Genomic DNA, 21,575 nt, shown 5'->3' on the forward strand with positions numbered 1-21,575 from the left:
GTTTCAGGGTAGAGGTCAGTGGGCGTGCAGCGTGTTTCCTTACACTGGCGCGCGGGTAGCTTGCCAGCGCTGCCAGTCTTCCGGTCGGTCAACGTCCCATACGGTGGCGGGGTAACTGGCGTGAAGGCCGAGTGCTTCAATCCGTTGCCGGGTCGCGCTAAGCACCCTGTCATTGCCCCAGGGAATCAACTCAAACAGCCCCGGATAGTCGCGGTGGGTGCCGATCAGCCCATAGCCGCCGTCCTCGGCGGGCAGCATGACCACGTCATGCGTGTGGAGCTGCTGCGCACAGGCCGTGATCAGATCGCTGGTGATGCTCGGGCAGTCACTGCCCATCACCATGGCGGGGCCTGACGCGCTGTTCAGTGCGTGACGGATGCGTGTCCCTAAATTGCCCTCCGGCTGGGGGGCGAGCGTCACGCCAAAGTGTTCGTAAAGCTCGCCAAACAGTGGGTGAGTATGGTCGAGTGCCGTCCACAGCGTGATGTGGTCAGCAGGTAGTGCTTTGCAGGCATTGGCCACACAGTGGCGGACCAGTTGTGCATGGGCATCCGCGGCACCCTCTGGGCCGAGCAACGGCGCCAGGCGTGTTTTAGCCCGCCCTGGCAGCGGCGCCTTGGCCAGCAGGTGCAGGTGGAGCGTTTCACCGGGCATCGCGATACTCCCTGGCCAGTTGGGTGGCGCTAACGCCGCGCCAGTAGCGATAGCGCAGCCGCCACATCAGGCGGATGGTCGACCAGGCACCGTGTTGGTCCCAGCGCCTGCCTGAGCTTATCACTTTGCTGCGTAGACAGGCAGGATGCGACAGCTGTTTGAGCCGTTTAGACAGCTCAATGTCTTCCATCAGCGGCTGATCGGGAAAACCGCCGACTGCCGTGAAGGTGCTCGCGCGCACAAAAATGCCTTGGTCGCCGGTGGCGATGCCAGTGAGCCGAGAACGCAGATTCATCATCGTGCTTACCACGGGCAGCCAGCGGCTGCGGCCTGAGAGGTTGATGGCGAAGTGTCCCCAGGCATGGCGGCCAAGCGCCTGGGTTATCTGCTCAACGGCGTTCCCGGGCAGTTGAGTATCTGCATGCAGGAACAGTAGCGCCGGGGCGCTGGCATGCTGTGCGCCGAGATTCATTTGCCGCGCCCGCCCCGGTTGACTGGCTATCACTCTATTCGCCAGCGGCCGGGCGATGTGAACGCTTGCGTCGCTACTGCCGCCATCGACGACGATGATTTCAACACCTTGTTCGCCAAGCGATGACAGTGCCGTTAAATGGTCCGCCAAAGAGGCTTCCTCGTTGAGCACTGGGATGACGATGCTGAGGCGAGCGGTTGGGTCAGCCGAGTTCAATGATCGGCCCTCCCGCGGCGTCGGCATCGGCGTGGTCGTGGGTGACCAGCAGCGCGGGGAGGCCTGCGTCGCGTAGCTGGCGGAATACCAACGAGCGCATTTCCTGGCGCAGGGCCATATCCAGCTTGGAAAATGGCTCGTCGAGCAGCACCGCGTGTGGCTGTGAGAGCAGCAGGCGCATCAAGGCCACGCGGGCTTGCTGACCGCCGGAAAGCGTTGCCGGGTCGCGCTCCTCATAGCCTGCGAGCCCCACCTGGTGAAGCGCCTGGGCCACCTTCGGCTGTTTGTTGGCGGTGTGTTGGGGAATGCCAAAGTGCAGATTGCCGCCCACGCTGAGGTGAGGAAACAGCAGTGGATCCTGAAATAACAGCCCGAGTCCGCGTTTTTCGGCAGGCAGGGTGTCCAGCCTTGTGTCGGCCAGAAAGATTTGCCCCTGGGCTTTGAAGGCAGGCGATATGAATCCTGCCAGGTAGGCCAGCAGGGTTGATTTACCCGAGCCGGAGGGGCCCATGACGGTGAGCACCTCGCCGGGGGCAATGGTCCGATCGATGGCCAGCAGCCTTTCGCCATTCAGGGTGATCTGTACCTGCTGAATGTGCAGCGTCGGGTTCAGTGTCATGCAACTCCTCGCATCTGGCGACGTTTGGCCCAGGCCAGGCGCGGTATCAGCAGCGCCAGACTAAAGCCGATAAAGGGGAGTAGTGCCTGGAGCAGCGCGAGGACGGCGATCAGCCGTCGGTTGCCCCCGGATGCCATGGCCACCGCTTCGGTGGTAATGGTGGGGACACGCCCGCCGCCGAGTAGCAGTGTGGGTAGGTACTGGCCGATACTCACGGCCAAACTGACCGCGCAGGCGGTGAGCAGTGGCGCCAGCAGCAGCGGCAGGCGTACCTGCCAAAAAGCCCGCCAAGGCGAGGCCCCCAGCGAATGGGCAACCTGCAGCCAGCGAGGGTCCAGGCGTCGATAGGCTTCCGAGAGTGACAGGTAGAGATAAGGCGCTACAAAAAGTAAATGGGCGGCCACCACTAGCGTTCGTTGCGGGCGAACGTTAATGCTTTCCGCCGCGACCACCAAGCCAAACAGAAAGGCGACCTGGGGAATGATCAGCGGTAGATACAGCAGCCACTGGGAGCGGCTGGCCGGAAGACGCTGGCGCACCTCATTCTCAAGGACAGCCACCACCAGCGCAGCGGCAATCAGCGTCGCCGCCAGCCCCACGCTTAAGGTATTCAACAGTGGCGTTGCCAGGCTGGGGAGAAGACGTTGCCAATGATCGAGCGTAAAGGTGCCGGGCAAGGCATCAGGAAAACGCCAGAAACCGGCCACTGAAAAGATCACCAGCCCCCCGATCGCGCTGATGGCCAAGAGTGTCGTGGTCGCCAGCAATAGTCGGCCACCCATGGCGATCGCCACCGACCCCGTACTTCTTGCGCCATTGACCAGCCAGCCTTGACTAACCCGCTTGACACACTGCTCGCCGAGCCACCAGGTCAACAGCGCGGCCAGGGTGACGCCAAGCTGAAGCACGGCGCCGGCAGACGCCATGAAACGACGGTTCAGGTCGGGGTCATTGAACCAGCTCAGAATCGAGACGCTCAGTGTAGGCGGTAAGGTCGGGCCAAGAATCATGGCCATATCAACCACCGACGTGGCGTAGGCAATCACCGCGTAAACGGGCAACCGAATCAGCGGGTAGAGCGCCGGGAAGACACTTTTCAGCCAGGCAATACTCGGGGCGTAACCCAGTGAGCGCGACAGCATGACACGCTGATCGGGTTGAAGCTGAGGCAGTGCGGCAAGACACATCAGCAGTAGAAAGGGGACTTCCTTGAGCACCAGCCCGGCCATCAATGTAAGCCCTATGGCGTCGTTGACGATGAGCCAGTCGGGAGGCCGCTCCCAGCCCGTCAGCCCGGGAGAGAGAAAACGTGCCAATAACCCGGAGGGCGCGATAAGGAAGGCAAGGCCAAACGCCACGGCCGCATGAGGGATCGCCAGCAAGGGTGAAACCAGCCGCCGGATGCCGCGATCAAGCCAGGTGCCGCGGCTGGCAGCCAGAAAAAGCACCACCACCACCAGTGCCATGAGGGTGCTCAGCAATCCGCTGGCAAAGCTCACCGCTATCGAACGACCAAGCCCGGGTTGGGCGAACAGGCTTTGCCAGGGGGCCATGCTCACGGTGTTGCCGCCCAATGCAGGCAGATAGCCAAAGGCGGGCAGCAATACCATCAACAGGCCTGCCCCAACGGGCAGGACCAGTAGGGCAATAAGCAGCGTCGGGGCCAGGCGCAGCATCGCCTAGTTCACGCCATAACGCTCAAGCCAAGCGTCCTGCAGTGCGGTCATCCAGCTTGGGTGCGGCTCGGGCAGCGTCTTGGACAGCGCATCGGCCGGCAGTTCTGAAGGATGCCGCTCGCCCTGTTCAAACAGCGCCTGGGCATCGGCCTCCAAGCGGTCGATATCCAGCACGCTACGGTCGCCCCACATCGAAAGCGACTGCTTCTGCGCCTGGGCTTCCGGCGATAGTAGGAAGTTGGCGAGTACCATGGCGCCGGCCTTGTGCGGCGAGTTGTAGGGAATGGCAACAAAGTGGACGTTGCCCAGAGTGCCGCCTTCCAGCACGTAACTGCGCACGCTCTCCGGCAGTTCGTACTCCATGACCGCGACGGCCGCATCGGTGGGGTAGAAGGAAAATGCCAGACTCAACTCGCCATCGCTCATCAGGGTGCGCAGGTTGGGGCCAGAGTCCGGGAAAGTACGTCCGCTGCGCCACAGGTGCGGGTGCAGCTCATCCAGGTAGGCCCACAACGGAGCCGTCACACGCTCGAAATCGGCGTCTTCCACGGGCTGGTAGAGGGCATCATCCTGGTCTGTGAGCTCGATCAGTGCCTGTTTCAAAAAGGTGCTGCCGGTGAAGTCAGGGATGCGTGGATAGCTGAACTGGCCAGGGTTGGCTTTGGCCCACTCAAGCAGTGCCGACATGTTCTGAGGCGGGGTATCGGTTAGGGCGCTGTCGTAATAGAAGGTGATCTGCGCCTTGCCCCAGGGCGACTCATACCCCTCGGTGGGCAGGGTGAAATCGGTCACCACTTCGGGGTTGTCGTTGGCGTTGGTGAGCGCAAAATTCGGCAGTGCCTCGGCAAAGGGACCGAACAGCAGATCGTTCTCGCGCATTGCGGCAAAGTTTTCGCCATTAATCCAGATCAGGTCGATGCTGCCCTCGTCATCGTTGCCCGCCTGCTTTTCAGCCAGCACCCGCGACACCGCACTGCTGGTGTCATCCAGTTTTACGTGAGCCACTTCAACATTGAACTGCGCCTGCATTTGCTCGGCCACCCAGTCGATATAGCGGTTGGTGCGTGAATCACCGCCCCAGGCGTTCCAGTAAACCGTTTGGCCTTCAGCTTCATCCAGCACGGCTGGCCAGTCGCTGGGGGCTGGCGCCGCCACCGCGGGAAGTGTCAGCGCCAGCAAGGGGGCGATCAGGGAGTATCGGCGTTTTAGCATGGGGTACCTCTGTCAAAATGAGCGGGCATTACTCAATCGCTGTCAATTAAAGTGTTGCGCGCAGGCGCTGCAGTTCGTCCTGAACGTGATCGATGATCGGCGGTGACAGGTAGTGTTCGACTCGATCGCGTACGTGATCAATGACCGCGCTGTCGGTAAGCTCCGCCGACCAGTCTTCGCCGCGCTGCTGGGCGTCCTTGGCGCGCAGGTGCTGGGCACGCCACTTGGCGCACCAGGTAAGCGACCACAGCCAGGTCGCTCGCCGGCAGGCAACTAAGGTTTCGGCGCTGGGTGATGTGCCCATGGCGGCCTGCCAGCGACGGTAAAACCCGACGACCTCATCCAATGACAGCACCGCCTGGCTATTCAGGTCCCAGGTAGTGGAGGTGTAGAGGCTGGTATGGGCCAGATCGATGCCCGGCAGACCATAGCGGCACTTCTCTAAATCCACCAGTACCGCGCGCCCCTGAGCATCGATCAGAAAGTTGCCCGGATGGGTATCAAAGCTGATCAGGCAGCGTTCGGCATCGGGAAGCGCCACCGGCAGAGCCGCCAGTTCATCTCGAATGCGCGCAACGACTTCAGCGCTCAAGTCGGCCTGTTCGAGCCATTCAGACTGGCGAGCCACTTCCTCGCGCATGGCTCGCCACGGGTCTGCTGGCGCTAGCAGTGGGGCAGGCGGGTCCGGCAGTGGCAGTCTGTGCAGGCTGGCAAGGGTTTCAGCGATGCGGGGTAAATCCTGCGGCAGTTGGGCCAGCTGACCTGCGATAGCATCCACCAGCAGGCCGCCGCGCGGCAAGCGATCGCTTACTTCCAGAAGGCCATGTAAACCGGGTACATGGCCACCCTGGCTGGCTCGCTGGTAGCAGGCGGCTTCGTAAGCCAGATTGTCGGCAGGGCCAAGGTTCATCTGGCTTTGCTTGGGAAGCCGTGCCACCCAGTCCGCCCCCTCACGGTGTAGCCACACGTGATCATGGGCAAGCCCCGTATCCGCCATCGGGGATAGCGATTGATAGCTGATATTGGCCTCTTGCAGCACTGCTTCCAGGGACTGCAGGCGCGCCTGTAAAGGTGTCGGCATGGCGTCATCCGTGTTGAGCAAGTCATCGTTGCCACTAAGTGGTTGTTCTAACGACAACCTTACACGGTTTATGGTTAAAAATGATGCAGGCACGGCGGAAAGGCGCGGTCATGCCGCCCGGGTGGAATATCAGCAGCCCTAGTTTTGCATGGGAATATCATCTTTCCAGCGAAAGCCGACGCCACCAGCTTTCCATACGCCGTCGCGATTGAAGGGGTGCGGGCCGGATAAGTTGATGTACTGGGGCAATTCGAAGTGCGGCGCCAGATTCTGCCTGGCCTTAATCGTCACGCGGTCCATGATTCTCAGCCCCTGCTCTTCTGCCGACATATGCGCTTCAGGCGCTGCCCGATGGGCCAGCGCCCAGTTATCAATATACAGAAGGTCGCCTGTGTCGTAGTGGTAGCGTATGCCGTAACCCTTTTCGAATGACGCATTCAGCAGATCGTTATAGTCGTTGAAAAGCTGCTTCATCTCGTCTTCGTTGAGCAAGCGAAGTTGCTCGGTGGAGGCGGGTGTCTGCTGCAGCTCATCAATGGCGACACCGTCTTCCGGTAGCCGCTCCAGCACCGCGCCGGTCATTCCCAGATGCAGCCATACGCTCTTGCGCCCAGAAATAGGATGTTTGTGGACGACGGGGTGACTCACGCCTGATGCCGAGTTGACAGACACCAGCCGTTCCCAGAAGGCCTGCTTGTCCTCGGGCAGAACATCAAAGGCGGCCCCTTGGTGGGCAAAGTGCGTGCCGCCGCCCTGCTCTGGGGCGCGCGCCATGTAGTAGGCGGAGTGGGAAAACGTCGCGGCTTCGAAACTACCATCGTTATGCCACTGTGGGCCTACGCCCAGGATGCCGTAGCGGTTGTCATTGGAGCAGCGGAAGATATCCCGGTTCATGCCAGGCGTCGCCGGGTGGACGCCATGAGTGGAGTGGATTTCACCCGCGCCCCACCATTTGCTCGCGTTGACCAACTCATCGGCCGAGAGATCTGCCTGGTGCTTAAACACGATGAAGCCACGGTTCGCCATTTCCACTTCCAGCGCCTCGATGACAGGCGCTGGGAGTCGGTGACGTACGTCAGCACCGTAAATTTCGACGCCAAGCGGCTCCAGCTGTTTGACCGTCAGGCCGGCTTCTTCAAACAGCGCGACACGGTCAGGGTCGAGCGGTGGTATGGTCGGTGGCGTGTTGCTGAACTTGTCGGAGGGTGTTCGCATGATGACGTGACCTCAATGGGTGAATTTTCTTCACTCAGCGAATGTCCGTGACAGGGTCCTGAGCGGCAGGAACAAACGGTCCAATGATATTGGTCAGGTTATGCTGCGTTTTGTTCCTGGTCCAATCTGTGTGCTACCGGTAGGGAAAAGCCCAACCGCTCCCTTTTCGGTGCCGCCAAGGGGGCGGGCGTTATAACCACCCATTTTGCAATCGCATATCACCTTCAATCCTGTGTCATCAGGGCCTCATGAAACAGGGCTTCGACGCGCTTCTGGGTACGCGCATACCAAGCCTCGTCCTTGGTCACTGCCCTTTGGGCGTTGATGGGGTGGGTGGGAATATGCAGGCGCATGTCCAGTCCAGTGTCGCGGTGGGTAGTGACCTGCATCGCGGCAGAGTGTCGCGCTGGGCCATAGGGAATATGCCGGGCCAGCGCCACTTGGCGCTCGCTGGTGGTGGCGAAACGGATAAACGCTCGGGCCGTCTCGGGGTTCGGGGCGCCGCGGGGGATCACCCATGTCTCGTGCTCCTGGAGCTGGCCGTCCCAGAGAATCTCGATAGGCAGATCGCGCTCCACCATGGCCGCGAAGAAGCGGCCATTGTAGCCTGACGCCATGACCACCTTGCCCTCTTCGAGCAGGCGCACCGGGGTGTCGCCGGCTTCCCACCAGTGGATATTGTCGATGCCTTGCAGCCGGGCGAAGGCCAGGTCCAGGCCACGGCGGGTACTGAGCAGGCGGTAAAGTTCTTCCCGGGGGACCCGGTAGGAGAGCAGCGCCCACTCCAGATTAGCCGCCGGCGTGCTTTGCAAGGCCCGAGGGCCAGGGAAGCGCTGTTGATCGAAGAGATCGGCGATGCGAGTGGGGCGCTCTCCGGGGAACGCATCACGGCGATAGGCCACGACAGTGGCAAAAATTGAATGGCTGATAAAACAGTGCCCCAGGGCACCAGAGAAGAAATCCTGGGGTGCCGGGGTGCCGTCCGGCGCGGGGGCCGCCAGTTCGGTGGGTAGCGGCTCCAGCAGCCCTTCCTCGCAGGCTGCCATGGCCTCGCTGCGGGTCATATCGATGACGTCCCAGGGGACATCGTTGTCCGCAACGGCCTGGCGCAGTTTCGTCAGGCCGCCGTTATAGCTATCCACGGCCACCGGTACGTCGTGAGCCTCCGTGAAAGGGGTGAAGAGGGCGCGGCGCTGGGCTTGCTCGTAGGCACCGCCCCAGCTCAGAACGGTCAGCGGGTTGGCGGCGTCAGGTACGTCCGCCCGGATGGGAGATGTCAGGGCAAGCAGCCCGGTCAGGAGTCCTGGGATCCATCGTCTAACCAGCACCGTGTTCCTCCCGTCGCAGGGCGTCGCTGTGATGCAAGAAGGCTCGAGCAATACTCGACTCATAGGCCACCCCAAGGAAGCGCCGTTCGTTATCGACAACGGCGATTGCCTCACCGGTGACCTTCTCCAATTGATGCATTGCGTCCCAAAGTGATGCGTGAGGATCCAGCACGGGGCGAGGCGTCTCGGGACAGTCGGCCAGGGTTGTCGCCTCGCTGCCTGCGCGGAGGGTCTCCAGGCTCGCCAACGTCACGCAGCCTTGGTACCGCCCTCGGTCGTCCACCCGGTAGGCTTCGCCATGACCTGCTGTGCTCAGGCACGAGATAGCCGCGTCCAGTGGGGTCGCAGGGGCCAGGGTGACGGCATCGTGGCTGATCAACTCGGTCAATCGGGTTTCCTGGAGCACGGCGCGACTGCGCCCCGCGGAGAGGTCCAGGCCACGGCGGGCCAGTTGAATATCGAAGAGCGAGCGGCCGAACAACTGGGCGGCCAGTGGATTGGCGAGCGTGACGCTGGCCAGGGCGGCGGTGGTCAAGGCATAGCTGCCGGTAAGTTCGAAGACGATCAGCAGAGTGGTAAGAGGCGCGCCGAGTACCGGAGCGGTGACCGCGACCATGCCGCACACGGCATAGAAGATGAACGTCTCCTGGCCGCCGCCCAGCTCGGCGACCAGGGTTCCGACCAGGGCGCCAAAAAGAGTACCGATCACCAGCGCTGGGCTGAAGACGCCACCGGCGAAGCCCAGCCCCAGACACAAAGCCGTCGCGGCCAGCTTGAGCAGCAGGACCATCAGCAGCTCGCCGCCGCCGTAGGCCCCCGGCAAGGTGGCGAAGCGCAGGGTTTCCTGGCCCATGCCCAGGATATCGGGTACCCACAGCGCGGTTAAGCCGAGCAAAGCCCCGGCCAGTGCGGGATGCAGGCTGGCAGGTAACGGTAGCCGCTTAGCTAGCTGCCCCATGGCAAGAATGGCATGCATATAGGCGCCCGCCACCAGGGCGCCCAGGCCACCCAGGCCCAGGAAAAGAGCGAATTCCCAGGGTTGGGGTACGCCAGGCTCGGTGATATGGAACAGCGCCCCTTGATCCAGCAACTGGGTGGCCAGCACATAGCCGACGATGGCGGCGGCGGCCACGGGAGCGAAGGCGCGCAGGGCATAGTGGCGAAGTACGACTTCGTGGGCGAAGACAATGCCTGCCAGGGGCGCATTGAAGGCGGCCGCAATGGCAGCAGCCACCCCGCAAGCGATCGTGATATTGTCTTCTGAGCGCCCCAGGTGCAGCAAGCGTGTGATCAGCGAGCCGAGCGTCGCGCCGAGATGGACCAGCGGCCCGTACTGACCCACCGAAGCACCGGCGCCCAACGACACCAGGCTGCTTAACCCCGATAGCGCACCCGCCTTGGCAGGCAGGCGACCCCGGCGGGTCTGGACAGCAGCGATGGCGTCAGTAGGTGTGTGGGGACGGCCCCCGGGAAGACCGCGATGTAGTTGACCAACGAGCAGCCCGCCCAGGGTCGGTATCAGCAGGGTGGCCAGGATCACAAGCGTGGTGTTAGCCGCCATCATCTGGCCCCGCGGGGAGATCAACAACAGGTCGTTGAGCCATAACACCGCATTGACAAAACCGACGGCGACCAGCGCCGCCACGCCCCCGACGATACTGCCCAATAGTACCAGACCAAGAAAACGCAACACCGCCAGGGGGTGTCGGGCCGAAACGCTGTCTTTGCTGGGCGAGTCCATCTCCCAGTTATAGGCGCTATTGGGTCGCCGGGCAAGGTAGCACGGGCGCCATGCGGTAAGAGCTGCCTGGCGCCGCGTGGCTTACAGCGCTGAGATTTTAGCCCGCTGCTCTTCCAGCAGCTGCTTGGCGGCCTGGAAGTCGGCGAGCTTGCCGCGTTCTTTTTCCACCACTGATTCCGGGGCTTTGGCGATAAAGCCTTCGTTGTCGAGTTTCTTCTCGATGCCGCCGATCAGCTTGTCCTGTTTTTCAATTTCCTTGGCCAGGCGTTTGAGCTCAGCGTCTTTGTCGATCAAGTCCGCCATTGGCACGAGTACTTCCATGTCGCCGACCAGCTGTGTGGCCGATAGCGGCGCATCATCGGGATTTTCAAGCCAGGTGGCGCTTTCCAGCTTGGCAAGCTTGGCGAGGAAGTGGCGGTAGTCTTCAAGCCGCTCGGCATCTTCCGGCTTGCCCTTGGTGAGTAGTACGTCGAGCGGCTTGCCGGGGGCGATGTTCATCTCGGCGCGGATGTTACGCACGGCGATGATCACGCCTTTCAGCCATTCGATGTCGCGGGTCGCCTGCTCGTCGATTTTGCTGTCGTCGGCTTGCGGCCAGGCCTGCAGCATTAAGGACGCGTCGTCGCCGACGTAAGTGCCTGCCAGCGGTGCGACACGTTGCCAGATCTCTTCGGTGATGTAGGGCATCATCGGGTGGGCGAGGCGCAGAACGGTTTCCAGCACCCGCACCAAGGTACGGCGTGTACCTCGCTTTGCCTCGGCACTGGCATTTTCGTCCCACAGTACCGGCTTGGATAGCTCCAGGTACCAGTCGCAGTATTCGTTCCAGACGAACTCGTACAACGCCTGGGAGGCGTGGTCAAAGCGGTATTCCTCCATCGCCCTGGTGACCTGGGCCTCGGTTTTCTGCAGTTGGGAAATAATCCAGCGGTCGGCCAGAGAAAGCTCGACATCGTTGACGCCTTCTCCTTCAAGTGAGGTGCCGCAGTCTTCGTCTTCGGCGTTCATCAGCACGTAGCGCGAGGCGTTCCACAACTTGTTGCAGAAGTTGCGGTAGCCGTCCAGGCGGTTCATGTCGAACTTGATATCCCGCCCGGTAGTGGCCTGGGAGAGGAACGTAAAGCGCAGCGCATCGGTACCGTGGGCTTCAATGCCGTCCTTGAATTCGTCGCGGGTCGCCTTGGCAATCGCCTTGGCTTTTTGCGGCTGCATCATGTTGCCGGTACGTTTTTCGAGTAGCGCGTCCAGGCTGATCCCGTCGATCAGGTCGATGGGATCCAGCACGTTGCCCTTGGATTTGGACATCTTCTGACCCTGGCCGTCGCGCACCAGGCCGTGTACATAGACTGTCTTGAAGGGGACTTCGCCGGTGAACTTGAGCGTCATCATGATCATCCGGGCGACCCAGAAGAAGATGATGTCAAAGCCCGTGACCAGCACGCTGGTCGGGTGGAAGGTTTCAAGCTCCGGTGTCTGTTCCGGCCACCCCAGGGTGCCGAAGGTCCACAGGCCGGAGCTGAACCAGGTGTCGAGGACGTCTTCGTCCTGGGTGAGCTCAATATCATCGCCCAGGCCGTGCTTCTCGCGGACTTCGGCTTCCGTGCGGGCTACGTAGACATTGCCCGCCTCGTCGTACCAGGCCGGAATGCGGTGACCCCACCACAACTGGCGGGAAATACACCAATCCTGCAGGTCGCGCATCCAGGCAAAGTACATGTTTTCGTAGTTCTTGGGCACGAACTGGATATCGCCGTTTTCCACCGCCTCGATGGCGGGTTTGGCGAGGGACTCGACAGCCACAAACCATTGGTCGGTGAGCAGCGGCTCGATCACGTCACCCGAGCGGTCGCCGTAGGGCATGGTGTTGTTGACGGCTTCCACCTGTTCCAGCAGGCCCAGCGCGTCCATGTCCGCGACGATCAGCTTGCGCGCTTCAAAGCGGTCCAGCCCGGCGTATTTGGCGGGCAGGCTGGCGTCTTCGTCAGGCTGCGGCTGGCCTTTCAGGTCATAGATCTCGGCGCGCTCAAGGATGGTGGCATCCTGGCTGAAGACGTTGATCAGCAGGTGATCCTGGCGCTTGCCGACTTCGTAGTCGTTGAAGTCGTGTGCCGGGGTGATCTTGACGCAGCCCGAGCCTTTTTCCATGTCGGCATGCTCGTCGGCGACGATGGGAATCCGACGGCCGACCAGCGGCAGCTCGATAAACTTGCCGACCAGCGAAGCATAGCGCGTGTCTTCCGGATTCACCGCCACGCCGGTATCCCCCAGCAGGGTCTCCGGGCGGGTGGTGGCGACCACAAGGTAGTCCTTGCCGTCAGCGGTTTTGACGCCGTCGGCCAGCGGGTAGCGGAAGTGCCAGAAGCTGCCCTGCTGCTCCTTGTTTTCCACTTCAAGGTCGGAAATCGCCGTGTGCAGGGTGGGATCCCAGTTGACCAGACGCTTGCCGCGATAAACCAGGCCTTCTTCATGCAGGCGCACGAAGACTTCCTGTACGGCCTTGTAGAAGCCGTCATCCATGGTGAAGCGCTCGCGGGACCAGTCAACGCTGGCGCCCATGCGGCGCAGCTGGCGGGTAATATGGTCGCCGGATTCCTCTTTCCACTCCCAGACCTTATCGATAAACGCCTCGCGGCCCAGGTCGTGGCGGGTTTTTCCTTCTTCGGCGGCAATTTTGCGTTCCACCAGCATTTGCGTGGCAATACCGGCGTGGTCGGTGCCTACCTGCCACAGGGTGTTGTTGCCCTGCATCCGCTTCCAGCGCGTCAGGGTATCCATGATGGTGTCCTGGAACGCGTGGCCCATGTGCAGACTGCCGGTCACATTGGGCGGTGGAATCATGATCGAAAACGGGGTTCCGCGGCCGGTCGGCGCGAAACGGTTGTCGGCTTCCCAACGCTCGTACCAGCGAGTTTCGATCTGTTCAGGTTGGTAGGTCTTTTCCATGGATTGGCTCACCGCAACGATGCTCCCCGCCGGGAAGCATGGAATTCATAAATGGGATCGAAAAAATGGCGTCAAGTATAGCGCGATTAAGGGTAGGGCGTCAGGCCCTGACCGAGTGACGATTCAGTCCGCGCATGGCGATCAACCCAAGTACCGGCCCCGGCAGCAGCCACCAGATCACTGCAAGGCCTTGGTCCGACCATAGGGCGGTGACCAGCGCAATCGAGGGTATTGTCAGCCCAAAGCCAATGGCGTTCATCATGGCGAGCGCCGCGCCTAGCCGCTCGGGTGGCGCGGTAGCGCTGGCCAGGGCGGAAAACTGTGCAGAATCGGCGATCACGCTAAAGCCCCAGAGAAGTAAAAGGGCGATCAGCAAAAGCGGTGGCGCCCCGCCGATCAGCGGATAGAGCAGGCATAAGGCGCCCGACGTGGCAAGTGCCACAAACGCGACTCGAGCGCTACCGTAATGGCGGCTCCAGCGGCCGGCCAGCACGCAGCCGGGCAGGCCGATGGCAATGATCAAAAAGCTGATCCAGGACTGGGCGCTGGTGGCCGCATTAAGGCGTTCCAGCTCGCGTGTGACCAAAAACGGCACCAGCGCCCACAGTGCATATAGTTCCCAGCAGTGGCCGAAGTAGCCCAGCGCCGCGGCCCGGAAGTCTTTGTGCTTAAACGCGGCCAGCCCCGCCCACGGCCGTCCGCCGGTTGCCTTGGCAGGCAGGTGCGGGCCAACGCCCAGTCGATAAATCAGCAGTGCGGCGGCCAGGGCCAGCAGCGACGCCAGCAGCAACGGCCATTGCCAGGGCAGGTGCAGGGTCAGCCCACGCAGCAGGTGCGGCGAGGCAATGCCCAGGGTCAACATGCCCACGAGCCAGCCGAGCGCCGCCCCGGCGTGACTGGGCGTCCAGCTAACTACCAGCTTCATGCCCAGTGGGTAGATGCCCGCCAGGCAAAGCCCCGTCGCGAAACGCGCGAACCCGGCGAGTGTGACGTTATCTGCCACGCCGATAAAGGCGGCGTTAACCAGCGCCCCGAGAACCGCCGAGATGGCAAACAGGTGGCTGGCGCGAACGCGGTCGGCCAACCCCGAGGTGGCAATGGCCAGGGTGCCGGTAATAAACCCGGCCTGTACGGCAATGGTGAGGAGTCCGAGATCGCCTTCACTCAGGCCGACGGCCTCCTGCAGCGCCAAACCAACGCCGTTAACGCTGAACCACAGCGAGGTGCCGAATAGTTGGGCAATAACGATCGTAACAAGCGGGTAGCGCGTGAGCACGTTTGCGTCTCCAGGAGTGTACAGGGCGTGGCAGGCCCCGCTTATGGTAATCAACAATTCGTTGTTACGACGAATTTTTTGAAAACAGCAGTGTCTGAATGCGAGAGTAGAACAAGGCCCGTCAGGATTGAGTCGGGTAGTCATTCATTTTGTACGCAATTGGAGTTTTTGATGCAGGTAGCCAAGCTTTTCGCGCCGGCAGTCGCCGCACTGGTGTTCAGTGCTCCCGCCATGGCCCAGCAAATGGGTGGTGGTACCCCCAGTATCGATGACCAGGTTAACCAGCTCGATGAAATGCTGGATCTGGATGACGCGCAAAAGGAAGAACTCAGCGGCCTTTTGACCCAGATGCAAGATGAAAGCAGTGCCAAGCAGCAGGAAGCCCGAGAGCTGCAACGGCAACTCAGCGAGCATGTCCAGCCCGATTACGATGAAGCGGCTATTCGCGCGGATGCTGAGCGTCTTGGTGACCTGACGGCCGAGATGACCGCTGACAGCGTTATCATGCAGTCTCAGATCGAAGACGTGTTCACCCAGGAACAGCGCGACCAACTGGATGAGGCCATGGCCCAGCGGCGGCAGCAGATGCAACAGATGCAGGAGCAGATGCAACAGCAGGGAGGCTAAGGCGAAGACGCAGTGATAGAGACTGTCTTCTCCCTTGATGACCCCGCCACGTGCGGGGTCACTCGTTTGTGGCAGATGATTTCAACGAACTCACCCTAACTTATGCGGTACGACCTCATGGCCGAGTTCTTTATAGCGCTGCCAGCAGGCGCGCTTGGCGACCAGTACTTGCTGGTGCTGGTTAATGATTTCGGCAATGCGGGTGTAGCGTTCTATGCCCTCGGGAATATCCGGGTGCAGGTTCAGCAGGGCGGTCTCTGCCGAAGGCACCGGTAACTGCTGCCAGCCTAGCGTGATCGGCACGCTGGCGGCCATGTCGCTGTCTTCCAGCGCGTGGGGCAGGTAGGCGTCGTCGCGAAACCCCCACAGGGCCTCGTCGGCCTGTTCAGCCAGGGCCTTATCCTCGCAGTGCAGATGCAGGCGATAGCCCTTGCGGTGGATGGTCTCGGCCAGCTTGCAGGCAAACTGGAGGCGGGCATCCAGCGTGGTGTCCGGCAGGATATAAAAGTCGATACGCGCCATGGCGGATTCCTGGCAGGGCGTCTCAAGGCAGCGCCGCCGCAGGCAATGCCGCGGCGACGCAATAAGGCTGGGGGTTATGCCAGCTTAGTGAGCCAGCCGTACTGGTCTTCGCTACGGCCGTATTGCAGATCCAGCAGTTTGGTGCGAATGCGCTTGGCGACCTCGTTGCTGCCGCCAGCCGTAAGACGAATGCGCTCGTCTTCGCTGACCAGCTCGCCCACCGGCGTGATGACTGCCGCCGTGCCGCAGGCGAAGACTTCGGTAATCTCGCCTGAGGCTGCGCCCTCACGCCATTCGTCGATGCTGATAGGGCGTTCTTCCGGGCTCAGGCCTTCGTCTTTGGCCAGGGTGAGTACCGAGTTGCGCGTGACGCCTTCGAGAATGGTGTCGGTCAGGCGAGGCGTCACCAGGCGACCGTCCTTGAAGACGAAAAACAGGTTCATGCCGCCCAGTTCCTCGATCCACTTGCTTTCTGCGGCATCCAGAAACGCCACCTGGCCGCAGCCGTTGGCGGCGGCTTCCTTTTGCGCTGCCAGTGAGGCCGCGTAGTTGCCGCCACACTTGGCAAAGCCGGTGCCGCCGGGCGCGGCGCGCTTGTAATGGGAAGACAGCCAGATGGAAACGGGTTCAATGCCGCCTTTGAAATAGGCGGCGGCCGGTGAGGCAATCACGTAGTAATCCACCTCATGGGCAGGGCGTACGCCCAGGAAAGCTTCCGTGGCAATCATGAAGGGACGCAGGTAGAGGCTGCACTCATCGGCATTGCTTGAGGGCGTGGGCACCCAGGCGTGATCCTGGGCGAGCAGGGCTTTCAGCGAGCCAATAAAGTCCTCGTCGGAAAGCTCTGGCAGTGCCAAACGCCGCGCGCTGCGACGAAAGCGCTCGGCGTTCTTCTCGGGGCGGAACGTCCAGACCGAGCCGTCGGCGTGACGATAAGCCTTGATGCCCTCGAAAATCTCCTGGCCGTAGTGCAGTACCGAAGCGGCGGGGTCAAGCGTCAAGGGGCCGTAAGGACGCACCTGGTGACCGTGCCAGTCGGCATCGATCGTCCAGCGAACGTGGGCCATGTGGTCGGTGAAGTACTGGCCAAAGCCGGGGCTTTCCAGAATGCTGTCGCGAATCTCGTCGTCTGTCGGCTGATTGGACGGCAACACATCAAAACGGGTATCAGAACTTGCAGTGGGCACGGCTGTGGGTCTCCGCTAGCAATACGCCTTGTCGGGCGAATACTGTATCAGTAAGAGGTATTAAAACAGGCGCACCGAGTCAGGCCCAGTACGCCTTGATGTGTTCAGGTTTAACGGTTGTGGCGCTTAAAGGCAACCGCTGGTTGTCTAGTCGTCGCCATTTTCAACCTGGACGTCGTTTTCCCGGTCCAGAAGGTACTGGGTGAGCAGGCCGACGGGGCGGCCGGTGGCACCTTTCTGCTTGCCGGAGTGCCAGGCGGTGCCGGCAATGTCCAGGTGTGCCCAGGGGAAACGGTCGGCAAAACGCGACAGGAAACACGCCGCGGTAATCGTGCCCGCAGGGCGGCCACCGATATTGGCCAGGTCGGCGAAGTTGGAGTCGAGCTGTTCCTGATATTCATCCCACAGCGGTAGGTGCCAGGCACGATCCCAGGCGCCTTCGCCTGCATCCAGCAGGTCAAGGGCGAGGTCATCATCATTGGAGAGCAGACCGGTGGCATGATGGCCCAGCGCGATGATGGCTGCACCTGTGAGCGTGGCAATATCGACCACGCTTGCCGGCTTGAAGCGCTCGGCATAGGTCAGCGCGTCGCACAGCACCAGACGGCCTTCGGCGTCGGTATTGAGCACCTCAACGGTCAGCCCCTTGAGCGTGGTAATGATGTCGCCGGGTTTGGTGGCGGCGCCGTCCGGCATGTTTTCCGCTGCGGCGACGATAAACACCAGGTTCAGCTTGGGCTTGATCGTGAGGAGCGCTTTGACCGTGCCAAAGACGCTGGCCGCCCCGCCCATGTCGAACTTCATCTCGTCCATGCCTTCGCCAGCCTTGAGCGAAATGCCGCCTGTGTCGAAGGTGATACCCTTGCCGATCAAGACATGGGGGGCTTCTTCCGCATTGTCGGCCCCTTTATAGTGCATGACGATCAGGCGACTTGGCTCTCGACTGCCACGCCCGACCGATAGCAGGGCGCCCGCGCCCAATTCGGCAAGCGCCTCTTCGTCCAGAATATCGACGGCCAAAGCGCCTTGGGATTCGCGTCCAAGCTGTTCCGCCTGGTCGGCCAAGTAGCTCGGCGTGCAGACATTTCCCGGCAGATTGCCTAGCGTACGCGTATAGTTGATGCCCTGACCGATGGCGCTACCCTGGTGGGCGCCCTGTCGAGCCCTTTCGGCATCGGCGGCATTGCTGATCATCAGGTTCAATTGCGTCAGGCTTGCCGCTGGCGCCGGGTTGCGCTTGAACTGATCAAACCGGTAGTTCGCGCGTTCGATACTTTCGAGCACTTTGCGCGCTTTCCAGCCCGTATCGCGATCGGCAAGCGGCACTTCGGTCAGCATGACGCTGGCATTATCGATGGGAAGTTTGATCAGCGCCGCCATGGCAGCATCCAGCGCCTTCAGATACGCCGTTTCATGACATTTTTCGCGTTCGCCAAGGCCAACAATCAGCAGGCGCTCGGCACCCAGACCTGGGGCATACGGCAATAGCTGAACGTTTGCGAGGCTGGCATCAATGTCGCCACTGGCGACAAGCTGGCCGATCAACTGTTCGCTGGCATCGTCGAGTTTGGCAACGGCGGGTAATAAGTCGCTACTTTTGTGGTCAGGTACCTTGTAAACAGGAACGACCAGGCAGGCCGTTTCTATTTTGGCAGGGTTAGCCGTTTGAACGGAAAATTCCATGACGTCTCCAACAAGACAAGCATCGAGGTATTCAGGATAATGTCCCAGTGTACCCAAGCACTGCAGGTGTTGCATAACATCCTGCACGACTAGCCGGAGAGCGCGTTGATCTTATTTCGCTATTTAACACGAGAAGTTCTGGTCACCATGTCCGCTGTAGCGGGCATTTTGTTGTTGGTGATCATGGGCAGCCGCTTTATCCGCTATTTTTCCGACGCCGCGGAGGGAGACTTTCCGGTCAATATCCTGGGTAGCTTGATGGTCTATCACCTGCCGGGGTTCATGGAGCTTATCCTGCCGCTTTCGTTTTTTCTGGGCATATTGCTGGCTTATGGCCAGTTGTACATGAACAGCGAAATTACCGTTATGGTGGCCTGTGGCATGAGCCCCAAGCGGCTTCTCAAGGTGACGTTATTGCCCGCTTCGGCGGTGGCGATAGTGGTAGGCGTTTGCAGCCTGTGGCTGACACCGGCGGGGGCCCTCCAGACCGCTGCCATCATAGAAGAACAGGAAAGCCGCTTGGACGTTTCAGTCCTGGCCCCCGGCCGCTTTCAGGAGTTTGGCGGTGGGCGTACCGCCTATATCAGCGGTTTCAATGATGATGGAAGCGAAATGCAGGATGTGTTGGTTCATGAACAGCGTCAGCCTGGTGATGATGCCGAACACAACTATGTCACGCGTGCAGTGTCGGGTTATCAGGAAACGCGGATGGATACCGGTAGCCGCTTTCTGGTGCTTAATGACGGTGAGCGTTACGGCGTGACCCCGGGGCAGCGAAACGCCGAACGCTTGACGTTTGAGCGCTACACGTTGCGGCTTGGCCTGAGCCGCGACCGCCAGGAACTGGATTCGCTGGAGTACGCCACGACGTTGGCACTTTGGCAGGATGACAATGATCGTGCCCAGGCCCAATGGCAGTGGCGGGCGGGGTTGCCGCTGATGGTCTTTATTCTGGCGATCATGGCGCAGCCGCTCTCGCGGGTTAACCCCCGACAGGGGCGGTTTGCCAAGTTGCTTCCCGCGGTCTTTTTATACGTTGCGTACCTGAGCTTATTGCTGGCGGCTGTCGATGCGGTGGGTAGCGGGGCGTGGTCCACTAGCGTGGGCATATGGCCCGTCCATGGGCTGTTTCTAGCCTTGGGGCTCTTGCTGATCTGGCACTCGCAACGCAAGGGGATGCGCTGATGATCGTTGATCGACTCGACCGCTATATTGCTCGCAATGTGCTGGCGGCCATTGTGGTGGTGCAGTTTGTTCTGCTCGGATTGGATATCACCATCGCCTACATCGACGATCTGGGTGATGTGCAGGAAGGCTATTCGGCACTGGATGCACTGTTCTATCTACTGATGCGGACTCCCTGGCGGTTTTACCAATATGCGCCGGTCGCGGTGCTGATAGGTGCGCTGATCGGCCTGGGCAGCATGGCGTCAAGTAATGAACTGACCGTGATGCGAGCGGCGGGCCGTTCACTGGGACGTATTGTCTGGAGCGTGATGAAGCCTGTGCTGGTCGTCGTCGTGGTCGTACTGATGGTGGCCGAGTATGTCAGCCCGCGCACCGAACAATATGCCGAAGCGTGGCGGCTTGAACAGCTTCAGGGTGAGGGGGCCATGTTAACCAGCCGCAGCGGCTGGCAGGTCGAAGGAGACAGTGTTTACCGCTTCGGGGCTATCCGGGCGGACAATGTGGTGCTCGACCTGACGCGTTACCGGTTTGACGAGGAACGTCTCGTCGAAGCGACCCATGCGCAACGCGCTATCTGGGACGATGGCGGGTGGCAACTGGAAGATGTCGCCACCACGCAGATTTTTGATGACCACACCGAGTCTGAGCAAGCTCAAACCTTGCGCTGGGAAACCGACTTCACCCCGCTTCAGTTGGAGCGCCTGTTGCGTTCGGTAGAAAGTCAGGCACCCAGCGAACTTTGGGCTTACGCGCGCTTCCTTGAAGAGCAAGGCATGCAGGCGGACCAGCCGTTGCTGTATTTCTGGCAAAAAATGTTAATGCCGCTGACCATGGGGTCGCTGGTCTTGATTGCCGCTTCGTTCGTGTTTGGTCCGCTGCGCACCGTGGCGGCGGGCACGCGGGTGTTTTACGGCGTGGTGACCGGGCTGGTCTTTAAATACGTTCAGGACTTGCTGGCACCGGCCTCGACACTCTTTGGTTTCTCCCCTGTCTGGGCAGTACTGGTCCCGACGCTGGCGTGCGCCGTGGTGGGAGTGTATTTCCTGCGGCGCAACGGTTAATCCAGATGCCGAGGAGTCCCATGACCAAGCGACGTTTTCCGCAACCGGCCAATACCCGGCCCGCGGGATTGCCATCGCGCCTGGGCGCGATGCTCTACGATGGCCTGTTGGTGACAGCCATCTGGATCGCCGTGACTGTCGCTCACTTGGTGTTTTTCAGGTTCGTGCTAGGTCAGAAGGCAGAAGAGATTGGCATCCAGGGCGTCGATATTTGGAGTTTGCGGCTTTTGCTGGTGCTGATCACGACGCTGTTTTTTGTTTTCTTCTGGCAGCGCGGAGGCATGACGCTGGGCATGCAGGCGTGGCGGCTGCGTGTGCAAACCCTCGATGGAGAGAGCATTTCACTCAAGCAAAGTCTGGTGCGCTGCCTCATGGCCTGGCTTTCCCTGGCAGCGCTGGGAATAGGTTACTGGTGGGTGTTGTTTGATAGCCAGTGCCGCAGCTGGCCAGACATCGCTTCTGGCACCCAGACCGTGAAATTGCCCAAACATTAATTTTTCTTTGCAAGTGGATGAAATGTCGTTCCCGACAATCAGTTACATGCACCCTCACGTTACTTAAGACGAATCGATACTAAAGGTCATGCATTTTTACTTGCAAAGATGTATGCGACTCATTTACATTCACCTTATGAACTTTATGAGGTGCAGCCATGTACGTGTGTGTGTGCAAGGGAGTAACTGACCATCAGATCCGCCAGCAGGTGAGCGACGGCGCGCGTAGCTGGCAGGAAGTCCGTGAAGCAACCGGCTGTGCCACCCAATGCGGCAAGTGTGCATGCTTCGCCAAGTCGGTGACCCGCGAAGCGGTTCATGAGGCGCGCCTGGAAGCCAATGCTGGCTTGGCATATGCCGTTTGACGCGAATCACTATTG

19 protein-coding genes are annotated in these 21,575 nt (G+C 60.9%); 5 read left to right on the top strand and 14 right to left on the bottom strand.

From position 1 onward, the window contains the following. Positions 1-39 precede the first annotated feature (39 nt). The 11 genes from QC816_RS17105 to QC816_RS17155 all read right to left on the bottom strand — a co-directional run bounded on the left by QC816_RS17105 (position 40) and on the right by QC816_RS17155 (position 14,433). Positions 40-654 (bottom strand): TIGR04282 family arsenosugar biosynthesis glycosyltransferase, encoded by a 615-nt coding sequence (locus tag QC816_RS17105; protein ID WP_268901162.1) that lies wholly within the window; start codon positions 652-654, stop codon positions 40-42. Beyond that, positions 644-1,342, bottom strand: a complete 699-nt coding sequence (locus QC816_RS17110) for a TIGR04283 family arsenosugar biosynthesis glycosyltransferase (protein WP_309783594.1) — start codon at positions 1,340-1,342, stop codon at positions 644-646. The genes QC816_RS17105 and QC816_RS17110 overlap by 11 nt, the downstream gene beginning before the upstream one ends. Then, positions 1,329-1,961: an ATP-binding cassette domain-containing protein gene (locus QC816_RS17115; protein ID WP_085918369.1), complete on the bottom strand. Its 633-nt coding sequence runs from the start codon at positions 1,959-1,961 to the stop codon at positions 1,329-1,331. Before QC816_RS17115 ends, QC816_RS17110 begins: the two co-directional genes overlap by 14 nt. Next, positions 1,958-3,637, bottom strand: coding sequence for an ABC transporter permease (locus tag QC816_RS17120; protein ID WP_309783597.1), 1,680 nt, complete (start codon positions 3,635-3,637; stop codon positions 1,958-1,960). The genes QC816_RS17115 and QC816_RS17120 overlap by 4 nt, the downstream gene beginning before the upstream one ends. 3 nt (positions 3,638-3,640) lie before the next feature. After that, on the bottom strand, positions 3,641-4,849 hold the full coding sequence (locus tag QC816_RS17125; RefSeq protein ID WP_199284609.1) for an ABC transporter substrate-binding protein: 1,209 nt from the start codon (positions 4,847-4,849) through the stop codon (positions 3,641-3,643). A 46-nt stretch (positions 4,850-4,895) separates the two neighbouring features. After that, the gene (locus QC816_RS17130; protein ID WP_264824561.1) at positions 4,896-5,930 is read right to left on the bottom strand and encodes an aminoglycoside phosphotransferase family protein; all 1,035 of its coding nucleotides are present in this window, start codon (positions 5,928-5,930) and stop codon (positions 4,896-4,898) included. Between the two features lie 138 nt (positions 5,931-6,068). Beyond that, positions 6,069-7,145: a TauD/TfdA dioxygenase family protein gene (locus tag QC816_RS17135; protein ID WP_264824560.1), complete on the bottom strand. Its 1,077-nt coding sequence runs from the start codon at positions 7,143-7,145 to the stop codon at positions 6,069-6,071. Positions 7,146-7,369: 224 nt separating this feature from the next. Next, on the bottom strand, positions 7,370-8,473 hold the full coding sequence (locus QC816_RS17140; protein ID WP_309783601.1) for an ABC transporter substrate-binding protein: 1,104 nt from the start codon (positions 8,471-8,473) through the stop codon (positions 7,370-7,372). After that, the gene (locus QC816_RS17145; RefSeq protein ID WP_309783603.1) at positions 8,463-10,214 is read right to left on the bottom strand and encodes a chloride channel protein; all 1,752 of its coding nucleotides are present in this window, start codon (positions 10,212-10,214) and stop codon (positions 8,463-8,465) included. The genes QC816_RS17140 and QC816_RS17145 overlap by 11 nt, the downstream gene beginning before the upstream one ends. Positions 10,215-10,295: 81 nt before the next feature. After that, positions 10,296-13,157, bottom strand: coding sequence for a valine--tRNA ligase (locus QC816_RS17150; protein ID WP_309783605.1), 2,862 nt, complete (start codon positions 13,155-13,157; stop codon positions 10,296-10,298). A gap of 100 nt (positions 13,158-13,257) precedes the next feature. Further along, positions 13,258-14,433 (bottom strand): MFS transporter, encoded by a 1,176-nt coding sequence (locus QC816_RS17155; RefSeq protein WP_309783608.1) that lies wholly within the window; start codon positions 14,431-14,433, stop codon positions 13,258-13,260. A 171-nt stretch (positions 14,434-14,604) separates the two neighbouring features. Between QC816_RS17155 and QC816_RS17160 the strand changes: the two genes are divergently transcribed. After that, positions 14,605-15,060 (top strand): Spy/CpxP family protein refolding chaperone, encoded by a 456-nt coding sequence (locus tag QC816_RS17160; protein ID WP_085918378.1) that lies wholly within the window; start codon positions 14,605-14,607, stop codon positions 15,058-15,060. Positions 15,061-15,150: 90 nt separating this feature from the next. On the opposite strand, the gene QC816_RS17165 is transcribed toward QC816_RS17160, so the two are convergent. The 3 genes from QC816_RS17165 to QC816_RS17175 form a co-directional block, all read right to left on the bottom strand. Beyond that, the gene (locus tag QC816_RS17165) at positions 15,151-15,582 is read right to left on the bottom strand and encodes a DNA polymerase III subunit chi (protein WP_309783611.1); all 432 of its coding nucleotides are present in this window, start codon (positions 15,580-15,582) and stop codon (positions 15,151-15,153) included. Positions 15,583-15,656: 74 nt separating this feature from the next. Beyond that, complete coding sequence (locus QC816_RS17170; RefSeq protein ID WP_309783613.1) at positions 15,657-16,769, bottom strand: branched-chain amino acid aminotransferase; 1,113 nt, start codon at positions 16,767-16,769, stop codon at positions 15,657-15,659. Between the two features lie 147 nt (positions 16,770-16,916). After that, a complete protein-coding gene (locus QC816_RS17175; RefSeq protein WP_309783616.1) occupies positions 16,917-18,452 on the bottom strand; it encodes a leucyl aminopeptidase in 1,536 nt (511 codons plus the stop codon). 105 nt (positions 18,453-18,557) lie between these two features. Here QC816_RS17175 and lptF point away from each other — a divergent pair, with 105 nt between their 5' ends. From lptF to QC816_RS17195, 4 genes are all read left to right on the top strand, one after another. Continuing rightward, complete coding sequence (gene lptF / locus QC816_RS17180) at positions 18,558-19,637, top strand: LPS export ABC transporter permease LptF (RefSeq protein ID WP_085918382.1); 1,080 nt, start codon at positions 18,558-18,560, stop codon at positions 19,635-19,637. After that, positions 19,637-20,701: an LPS export ABC transporter permease LptG gene (gene lptG, locus QC816_RS17185; RefSeq protein ID WP_199284616.1), complete on the top strand. Its 1,065-nt coding sequence runs from the start codon at positions 19,637-19,639 to the stop codon at positions 20,699-20,701. The genes lptF and lptG overlap by 1 nt, the downstream gene beginning before the upstream one ends. A 20-nt stretch (positions 20,702-20,721) precedes the next feature. Further along, positions 20,722-21,195, top strand: a complete 474-nt coding sequence (locus QC816_RS17190; protein WP_199284617.1) for an RDD family protein — start codon at positions 20,722-20,724, stop codon at positions 21,193-21,195. Positions 21,196-21,353: 158 nt separating this feature from the next. Next, positions 21,354-21,560 (top strand): (2Fe-2S)-binding protein, encoded by a 207-nt coding sequence (locus QC816_RS17195; protein ID WP_085918385.1) that lies wholly within the window; start codon positions 21,354-21,356, stop codon positions 21,558-21,560. Positions 21,561-21,575 lie beyond the last annotated feature (15 nt).

It is taken from the genome of Vreelandella janggokensis (genome assembly GCF_031451615.1).
GTDB lineage: Bacteria > Pseudomonadota > Gammaproteobacteria > Pseudomonadales > Halomonadaceae > Vreelandella > Vreelandella janggokensis.